Raw genomic sequence first — 1,853 nt, forward strand, 5'->3', positions numbered from 1 at the left:
CCCCACCTGATCGATGGCTGCCTGGCTCAGACCGGACTCATCATCGAGGAGACCACCGTGACCACATGACCGGCTCTACGAATTCAACCTGTGTACCGGGAAATCTGTGTCACGGGCGGGCATGACCCGCCGCACTCCCGTCCTGTCCGGTCCGCCGCAGGCCGGACGAGAAGACGACTCCGAGACACGCGGACAGCACAACGCCGAGGAGGAGGTTGTGCAGAGTGACACCCAGTCCCATGCCGAGCGCGATCCCCGGCCACACGCCTGTCCAGTTGAGCGAGTTCTTGCAGTTCGTCATGGTTTGATCTTCGCGCGACAGCGGGTACGTGGCGTAGAGGTCGGAGTCACGACCACGACATGACAGCTGTCACATCAGCGCCAAGAACCCTGCTCTCCCGGCTGGACGGTGCGTGATCGGCCTCAGGAGCGGACCGGTGTCCGACGGATGTCGCGCCATCCCATCGGCGCGGGAGGCGGGAGAGGTACGGGGCGCTGTGCCAGGAAAGCCTCGAAGAAGCAGGCGAGCAGGCGCCGGGAGGCGGCGAGGGCGGTCTTTCTCGGCAGTCCGGCGAAACCGCTGTTGGCCAGGAGCAACAGGGTGATGTCGCCGGGTGTCGAAGTCGTCGCGGTTGCCCGGTCGCGCGGGCGCGCTGGACCGACGGCGGCCGTGATCCGCACGGAGCGGATGTCCTGATCCAGGAAGACGGACAGCTCGTGGGCCTCCTCCCTGACGGTCGTGGTAGCCCAGGATCGCGCTGTCGGAAGCCGGGAGGAACCGGACGGGAGCCGGTGTGTCCGGCGACGGACGCGGTGCGTCGGCCAGGTCGAGCAGCCGGCGGCCGCGTTCGTCACGGAAGGTGCTGAGCTCGTCCCGGATGGCGTTGACCGCGGCGGGGAGACCGGCCAGGCCGGATGTCCGGTCGGGATGAGCGCGGCGACGACGCTACCGCCTGCGCGCCTCCGCGGCATGGCCGGGTACGAGTGAGGGCCAGCGGTCGGTAGCCCATTCGGGCCAGCCGGGCCACTCCGGTGGTGGAGCGGGGATGTCCCCGCCGTCGAGTTCGGCGGCGTCCGGTGCCTGGAACTGCGTCCGCCAGGTGCCGATGTCCGCCTCGCTCATCGGGAACGTCGTGTGCGGTGCGGTGGATTGGCGGCGTGCGATCCTGGCGCGCTGGACGTCCTCGTCGATGGGCAGGTAGATGACGTGGCAGGCCGCCCCGGCCGATGTGGCGAGCGAGCGCAGCGCCGAGCGTTCGTCACGGCTCCAGAGCCCGAAGTCGAGCACGACGCTGGTGCCGAGTCGCAGCGCCTGGAGGGCCAGGGTGATGAGCCGTCCTTCGAGGATGTCGCGCTTGCCGTCGGGCTGCGTCCCGTCGAACAGGGAGATCATCCACTCGTCCGGGGTCAGCCGCAGCGCGCGGTGTGCGGCGGCGAGCTCTTCGGCCCGGGTGGTCTTCCCTGCGCCGGGCAACCCGACCATCAGGAAGAGCTCGGGCCGCCCGTCATGGTGCGGTGCGGCCGCGCCCGCGACGGACGTGTGCGGGTGCGTGGGGTGGAACTGCTGCGACATGGATGTGCTCCCCGGATCACGGAAGCGGCAGCATGGCACGATCGGGCTGCCGGACAGGACACTGATCCGGCGGTACGCACCGGCACCGACCCCACGCAGGGGCTCACGGACCGCGATACCGCCGCTAAGCGGCGACGCGGATGTTCATGGCGAAGCACTCCATGCCCTGACTTTAACCGACATTGCTAGGGCGTGTCTGATAATTCGGCGTGCCGGAGCCAGAGCATGAGCGAGGCGATGGTGACACCCGCCAGATAGCGGCTGGCCAGCTTGTCGAAGC

At 69.0% G+C, this 1,853-nt stretch carries 2 protein-coding genes and 1 pseudogene; all 3 read right to left on the reverse strand.

The genetic code is table 11. The annotated features are described in order from the left end of the window. Positions 1-109: 109 nt before the first annotated feature. On the reverse strand, positions 110-301 hold the full coding sequence (locus tag BLR04_RS39365; protein ID WP_090774294.1) for a hypothetical protein: 192 nt from the start codon (positions 299-301) through the stop codon (positions 110-112). 432 nt (positions 302-733) lie between these two features. Next, positions 734-913, reverse strand: a pseudogene (locus tag BLR04_RS39375) (DNA glycosylase AlkZ-like family protein); the annotation flags it as partial. A gap of 33 nt (positions 914-946) precedes the next feature. Beyond that, positions 947-1,573 (reverse strand): P-loop nucleotide/nucleoside kinase family protein, encoded by a 627-nt coding sequence (locus BLR04_RS39380; RefSeq protein WP_090774296.1) that lies wholly within the window; start codon positions 1,571-1,573, stop codon positions 947-949. Between the last annotated feature and the right edge of the window lie 280 nt (positions 1,574-1,853).

Origin of the sequence: Nonomuraea maritima, from assembly GCF_900100395.1 — a bacterium.
GTDB classification, from domain to species: Bacteria; Actinomycetota; Actinomycetes; order Streptosporangiales; family Streptosporangiaceae; genus Nonomuraea; species Nonomuraea maritima.

Coding starts and splice junctions, on each gene's coding strand:
- BLR04_RS39365 (WP_090774294.1), bottom strand. CDS start 301: ATGACGAACTGCAAGAACTCGCTCAACTGGACAGGCGTGTGGCCGGGG.
- BLR04_RS39380 (WP_090774296.1), bottom strand. CDS start 1,573: ATGTCGCAGCAGTTCCACCCCACGCACCCGCACACGTCCGTCGCGGGC.